Raw genomic sequence first — 7,261 nt, 5'->3', positions numbered from 1 at the left:
CGCGGTGCCATCGTCGAAGTCAATGCCGGTCCCGGTCTGTTGATGCATTTGAAGCCTGCCGAGGGCGAGCCGCAGCCGGTTGGCCTGGCCATCATTAACCACCTATTTTCAGGCGAAGAAAACGGCCGTATTCCGATTGTTGGCATCACCGGCACCCACGGTAAAACTGTCGTTTCACAATTAGTTGCCCGTCTGCTCAATTTAAATGGCCTCCACACCGGTCTGGCGTGCGGCGATGGCCTCTACTTCAACAATCAACAAGTTGAGAAAAAAAATTGCGCCAACTGGACCGGTGCGCATCGGGTATTACTCAATCGTGCGGTAGAGGCAGCCGTATTTGAAAACGGCGGCACGACTATTCTGTCCGAAGGTTTGGCTTACGATCGCTGTCAGGTTGGCGTAGTCACCAATATCGCCATCAACGATACGTTGCCTGAGTACTACATCGACGACGCCGAACAGATGGCGAAGGTATTACGTACGCAGGTCGATATCGTGCTGCCGAGCGGTGTCGCCGTTCTCAATGCTGCCGACGCATTGGTCACTGCAATGGCAGAGTTATGCGATGGCGAGGTGATGTTCTTTGGCATGGATGCAACGCTGCCGGTGATTGCCGAGCAGTTAATGCAAAACAAACGTGCCGTGTTTGTGCGTGACGGACAAATTATGTTGGCAACCGGCAAGCATGAAATCATGCTGGCCCAAGTCGCTACGATTCCTTTAACCGCAGATGGTCAGCCAACTTACCAGACAGAAAATGTGTTGGCAGCGGTGGCCGCTACATGGGCGCTTGGTATCGCGGTGGACTTGATACGCGCCGGTATCGAGACCTTTAATCTGGAGCAGAAAGACCGCCAGTAATCTCCCAGGCATGGTGTTGCCAGCGATGTCTGGAAACACCAATGCAGCACCTATTTAATTAGCAGACAGACTAAAATTCAGGAAAATTGTTGATGGACGTTTCACGCATTCGTATTTTACGTGGCCCAAATCTATGGACCCGCCATACCGCCATAGAAGCCATTGTTTCCTGCACCGAGGTCGAACGCGCCATTGCCGGCATGGACGATTTCGAGACGCGCTTGCGGGCGCGCTTCCCACATATCGGTTTTCTCGAATCGACCGGCAGTGACGGTACTATTTCGATGGCCCACGCACTGGAGAGTGCTGCGCTCGCACTGCAATCGCAAGCCGGATGTCCGGTCACATTTAGCCGCACCGTTAAGGCGCTTGAAGCTGGCGTGTATCAAGTCATCGTCGAATACAGTGAAGAAGCAGTCGGCAAACTGGCTTTCGAATTAGCCCAAGCGCTCTGCAGTGCGGCCGCCAACAATGCACCATTCGACCTCATCAATGCCTTATCGCGTCTGCGCGAACTCGATGAAGACGTCCGTTTAGGGCCGAGCACAGGCTCCATCGTCGAAGCCGCAGTCGCTCGCGGCGTACCGTTCCGCCGCCTCACCGAAGGCAGCATGGTGCAATTTGGCTGGGGTAGTCGCCAGCGTCGGATTCAAGCGGCAGAAACCAGTCAGACCAGCGCCATTGCCGAGGCGATCGCGCAAGACAAAGATTTGACCAAGATGCTACTCAACGCCGCTGGCGTTCCTGTTCCACAAGGTCGGGTCGTGTCCACTGCCGCCGATGCCTGGGTTGTCGCACAGGAAATTGGCACTGCAGTCGTCGTCAAACCCCGCGACGGCAATCAAGGCAAAGGCGTCGCCGTCAATATCTCCACACGTGAGCAAGTCTTCGCCGCCTTTGATATTGCGGTCGACATATGCTCAGACGTGATCGTTGAACGGTATATGCCCGGCCATGATTTTCGTTTGCTCGTCGTCGGCAAAGAAATGGTCGCCGCCGCCCGCCGCGATCCGCCACTCGTCATCGGCAATGGCGTCAACACCATCCGCGAGCTGGTCGATGAAGTTAACAGCGACCCATTACGCGGCGATGGTCACGCCACGCCTTTGACCAAGATTCGTTTCGATACCATCGCCATCGCCACTCTGGCCAAACAACACTACCAGGCCGACACCATCCCGCCCAAAGGCGTGCGCGTCGTCCTGCGCAACAACGCCAATCTCAGTACTGGCGGAACAGCCACCGACGTCACCGATGACGTCCATCCGCAAATGGCCGCGCGCGCAGTCGCCGCTGCGCAAATGGTCGGACTCGATATTTGCGGCGTCGATGTTGTCTGCAACAGCGTCCACAAACCGCTGGAAGAGCAGGAAGGCGGTATCGTCGAAGTCAACGCAGCCCCTGGCCTGCGCATGCATATCAGTCCGTCATACGGCAAGGGCCGTCAGGTCGGTCAGGCAATCGTCGCGTCCATGTTTAGCGAAAACGATGATGGCCGTATTCCTTTGGTAGCCGTAGCTGGCACCAACGGCAAAACCACGACGGTGCGCCTGATCGCTCACCTTCTCAGTTGCAAAGGTCTGCGCGTTGGCATGACCAACTCAGACGGTGTGTACATCGAAAAACAACGCATCGACACGGGCGACTGCAGCGGTCCGCGCAGCGCCCGTAACGTGCTGATGCACCCGGACGTAGACGCCGCCGTATTCGAAACCGCACGCGGCGGTGTGTTGCGTGAAGGCCTCGGCTTTGATCGTTGCAACGTTGCAGTGATCACCAATATCGGCATGGGCGACCATCTCGGCCTTAGCTTCATCAGTACGGTAGAAGACCTCGCCGTCGTCAAACGGGTCATCGTTGAAAACGTCGCACCCAACGGCGTGGCAGTACTCAATGCCGGCGACCCGATGGTCACCAGCATGGCCAAGGTTTGCCCGGGTTCTGTCACGTTTTTCGCCTACGAGAACAGCAACCCTGTGATGACCACGCATCGCGCACAAGGCCATCGCGTCGTCTATTTGGATGGCAAAGATATCGTTGCAGCGCAAGGTGCACACGAAATACGATTACCGCTGGCCCACATCCCCCTGACCCGCAACGGCACCATTCGCTTTCAGATCGAAAACGTGATGGCAGCTACGGCAGCAGCCTGGGCGCTTGATCTTGACTGGGACATCATCCGCACCGGGTTACGCTCATTCATTAACGACCCCGCAACCGTACCCGGCCGCTTCAACGTGTTCGACTATCGCGGCGCAACCGTCATCGCTGACTACGGCCACAATCCCGATGCCATCGTAGCGCTGGTGCAAGCAGTTGAAAACATGCCAGCCATACGACGCACGGTCGTCATTAGCGGTGCCGGAGACCGCCGCGACGAAGATATCCGCCAACAAACCCAACTACTCGGCGACGCCTTTGATCAGGTAATTCTGTATCAGGATCAATGCCAGCGCGGTCGTGCCGACGGTGAAGTATTGGCGCTGCTACGGGACGGCTTGAAAAATGCACGACGCACTACGGCCAGTGAGGAAATTGATGGAGAATTTATCGCTATCGATACTGCGTTGGCGACGTTAGGTGAAGGCGATTTGTGCCTGATTCTGGTCGATCAGGTTGAAGAGGCGCTGGAACATATTGCCAGGCGGATTGCGGAAGGTTGAGATCACTCTCCCGAATGAAATGGCAATCGCTGTTAAAACTAAAGTTGCTTCCGGTGAATATGCCACCGAGAGTGAAGTAATCCGGGATGGACTACGTGCCTTGATGGCACGTGGTCGTGTTGTGGAAAATTGGCTTCTGTAAGAAGTTGCCCCTGCCTGTGACGCATTGAAGGCTGACCCTGCACGCGCTGTTACTGCTGAGCAAGTGCGTAAGACATTGGCAGCCGAACACAAAAAGATCAAGGCAAAAGCGTAATGCAGTATGGCGTCATTTTCACCCCGGAAGCGCAGGAACAGTTAGCAAAGCTCTATCGCCCTCTGTGGTCACATAGCAACCGCAGCTTCGCCAGAAATTGCCCAACGTTATACCGATGCCATCATCACATATTGCGAAAGTTTGCAGGACTTTCCACATCGCGGGACTCGCCGCGATGACATTCGCCCCGGCCTGCGCATCACGCATTACAAGAAACGCACCATCATCGCCTTCGATGTAGATACTAAGCTGGTATCCATCATCGGCGTGCTCTACGGTGGGCAGGATTATGAGGATGTTTTACAGTCGGATCTCGGTAATTGAGCGTAACAAGCAGTTTTGTCTTTGCACCCTCATGTCAGACTTAACAACAATTGCAACAAGGCGGTATCGCCCAAAGCCCAGACAATTTGGAGTTTGTTTTAAAACCACGACTCAAAAAAATTTCACTCAACAGAGCTCGAAACAAGACGACTTCAGTTGGACGTAAGAATTTGTTCTTATGCTCCGCTCCCGATGAGTACGAATCCTTGCAATCATCCATGCTGAACGAAATAACGCCCGCAAAGCAGGCGTTATTTCGTTCAAGTGCAGCGGTGTAGTGTTATACGAATCACTGAAAAGAAACAGCCAACTCAACACCCGAATAATTCACACGCGGGATCAACTGGCGACCGATGCCTTTCTCGAAATGCACCAAGCCGTGACTTTCCATCGTTTTAAGTGTCCTCGACAAATTTGACTCGGCGCGACCGGTTTTCTCAGCCAGCTCGCGCATCGAAGACGGTTTCGTTTGCACGATAAACGCCAGCAACTGCCGGTTCTTGTCCGACAACACACGCGCAAAACTATCTAACGACTGAAACCAGACTTTAGGCTCATCGATGGTCGGCACATACTCACCACGTGCAATCTTTATCGTCCGGGCTTTGTACTGTTCGAGAGTGGCAATCCCTACTTTCAATGTATCCATTCAGACGCTCCTTTTCTGCAATATTGCTTCAACTTCAATCCAGAAATCTATCAACAAAGTTGCGGCGTTTTGATATTCATAGAACCGTACCGACTCTCCCCCATGCAGGTGATCGTATTCAATACGGGTTTTAGCTCCGGGCCCGCTTCCCTCACGGATCGGATGTGCATTATCGAATCCAAGCAGGCGATAACTTTTCTTGTTGTGCCGCGTTACAAACCATGTGGACGCTCAGGTGTCGTCTGGACCTTCTTTACGACAAACTTCACCCAATGCTCTCCTTCCGCATCGGCGAAGAAAGTGTCTCCATTTAGGTAAAGAAGAGTATCAAGGCTGGCATCACGATTGGTCATACGCAAAATTATCATTTATTGATAAGTTAATCAAGCCGCGAGCACGCATCATTTTTATGCGACAGCATCAACCTAACCCTTTTTTGTATCAAACTGCTTAAGCCGTAGAAAATAATTTCTAAATAGGTCACATTACAAGCAATTTGAGATTGCTTTGCCAACTATTCAGTGGCAGCATAAATAATACATTATTCCTAAATTCGTTCAACTAACGTCGTTCGACTTCCTTTATCAATGTATTCAATGAATGAGAACCGATTTTATGGATAAAGTACTTTTATCATTTTTTGGACTTTTTATTTTCCTATTTATTATTGCAATTGCATCCAAGCGAGATCCCGATAAATGGTACGGAAGAATGTCTTGCAGATTATGTGGTTATGTATGGAACTCAAGACGATCAACTCCACCAGCAACCTGCCCACAATGTCGAAAATCTTCTATTTTCTGTGTAACTCACGGCGGGGATAATCTTGCCGAGTCGAGAATAAAACAAGATACAAGAACAGCGCAGACACCACTGGTCGGTATTAAGCCGTCAATTGTGACCGCTCAAAAAATCGAGTGGATTGAAAGAAAGCGTCAAACGACCTTATTTCAGGATATTCCCGATACCAACTTGCCGCCATTGTCCTTGCTTGACGAGGCTCCGCCAGTGCGAGTCACTGTCAGCGCCGAGACCTTGGAATACAACAGTCGTCTGATCGAGAAGAAACTCTCCGATTTCGGAGTGCAGGTGACGGTAGTGGCAGCCTATCCCGGCCCTGTCATTACGTGCTATGAAATTGCACTGGCGACCGGCGTGAAGGGGAGCCAGATTATTGGATTGGCACGCGATCTGGCGCGTTCTTTGTCGCTCACATCCATCCGTATCGTTGAGGTAATTCCCGGAAAAATGTTCATGGGGCTGGAGTTGCCGAACCCGAAACGCCAGATCGTGCGTCTGACCGAAATTCTTAGTTCTAAAGTCTATAACGACGGCGCATCCAGCCTCTCCATCGCACTTGGCAAGAATATTGGCGGCCATCCGGTCGTCGCTGACTTGGCCAAGATGCCGCATTTGCTGATGGCGGGAACGACGGGATCAGGGAAATCGGTGGGGATTAATGCCATCATTATGTCGCTGCTGTATAAATCCGACCCGAAAGACGTGCGCTTGATTCTGATCGATCCAAACAAGCTGGAATTATCGATTTATGAAGGTATTCCACATTTGCTAGTACCCGTTATAACCGACATGCACCAAGCCGGTCACGCGTTGAGCTGGATCGTCAATGAGATGGAGCGGCGCTATAAGCTGATGTCAAAAATGGGTGTGCGCAATCTGACCGGGTATAACCAAAAGATAGCCGACGCTGACAAGCGCGAAGAAAAAATTCCTAACCCGTTTAGCCCGACGCCGGATGCGCCTGAGTCATTAGAAAAGTTACCAGCAATCGTGGTCATCATTGAGGAATTAACAGATTTGATGAAGATCATCGATAAGAAGGTCGAAGAGCTGATAGTCCGTATCGCACAAAAAGCATCTACTGCTCGTATTCATATGATTTTAGTTACACAACGCCCTTCGAGCGATGTAATCACTGGCTTGATCAAGGCCAACATACCAACCCGGATCGCATTTCAGGTGAGCAGTAAGATCGATTCGCGTACGATTCTGGATCAAGCGGGGGCGGAAGCCTTGCTCGGCATGGGCGATATGCTTTATATGCCGGCCGGTACAGGTTTACCGATACGTGTCCATGGTGCGTTTGTGTCGGATGAAGAAGTCCATCGCGTAGTCGATTATCTGAAGGAACAAGGCGAGCCGAATTACGTCGAAGGTATTTTGGACGGCGTTGCCGAAGATGGCAGCGATGGCGCGAACGCCGCTATGGGCGGAACTGAAAGCGACGAACTCTATGATCAGGCAGTTGCGATTGTGTTAAAGAATCGTCGAGCTTCGATTTCGCTGGTGCAACGTCATTTGCGTATCGGTTATAACCGCGCCGCCCGCTTGCTCGAACAAATGGAGCAAAGCGGCATAGTGTCGACGATGCAATCTAACGGTAATCGCGAGATTTTGGTGCCCGTTGGAAAACTGAATAGAAATACGGATGAACTAAGGACAACGTAATTTTCCTCAAAAGACTGGCTTGTGACGAGCTATTTCAAA

Annotated in this window: 3 protein-coding genes and 3 pseudogenes; 5 read left to right on the top strand and 1 reads right to left on the bottom strand. The window is 51.9% G+C overall.

Translation table 11 applies throughout. From position 1 onward, the window contains the following. The 4 genes and pseudogenes from ACVBEF_RS13240 to ACVBEF_RS13225 all read left to right on the top strand — a co-directional run. Positions 1 to 861, top strand: an 861-nt coding sequence (locus ACVBEF_RS13240; protein ID WP_447124414.1) for a Mur ligase family protein, incomplete at its 5' end; no start/stop codon positions are given. A gap of 92 nt (positions 862 to 953) precedes the next feature. Next, on the top strand, positions 954 to 3,524 hold the full coding sequence (gene cphA / locus ACVBEF_RS13235) for a cyanophycin synthetase (protein WP_447124413.1): 2,571 nt from the start codon (positions 954 to 956) through the stop codon (positions 3,522 to 3,524). Between the two features lie 19 nt (positions 3,525 to 3,543). Next, a pseudogene (locus tag ACVBEF_RS13230) lies at positions 3,544 to 3,780 on the top strand (ribbon-helix-helix domain-containing protein). Beyond that, positions 3,780 to 4,104, top strand: a pseudogene (locus tag ACVBEF_RS13225) (type II toxin-antitoxin system RelE/ParE family toxin). The pseudogenes ACVBEF_RS13230 and ACVBEF_RS13225 overlap by 1 nt, the downstream one beginning before the upstream one ends. Positions 4,105 to 4,393: 289 nt before the next feature. Here ACVBEF_RS13225 and ACVBEF_RS13220 read toward each other — a convergent pair. Continuing rightward, positions 4,394 to 4,753, bottom strand: a complete 360-nt coding sequence (locus tag ACVBEF_RS13220) for an HVO_A0114 family putative DNA-binding protein (protein WP_447124412.1) — start codon at positions 4,751 to 4,753, stop codon at positions 4,394 to 4,396. A 909-nt stretch (positions 4,754 to 5,662) separates the two neighbouring features. Between ACVBEF_RS13220 and ACVBEF_RS13215 the strand changes: the two are divergent. Then, positions 5,663 to 7,222: pseudogene (locus ACVBEF_RS13215) on the top strand (DNA translocase FtsK); the annotation flags it as partial. Positions 7,223 to 7,261: the final 39 nt, after the last annotated feature.

It is taken from the genome of Glaciimonas sp. GG7 (assembly GCF_052976905.1).
The sequence above is the reverse complement of the archived record's forward strand: the minus strand, read 5'-3'. Positions and strand labels throughout refer to the sequence as shown.

Coding starts and splice junctions, on each gene's coding strand:
- cphA (WP_447124413.1), top strand. CDS start 954: ATGGACGTTTCACGCATTCGTATTTTACGTGGCCCAAATCTATGGACC.
- ACVBEF_RS13220 (WP_447124412.1), bottom strand. CDS start 4,753: ATGGATACATTGAAAGTAGGGATTGCCACTCTCGAACAGTACAAAGCC.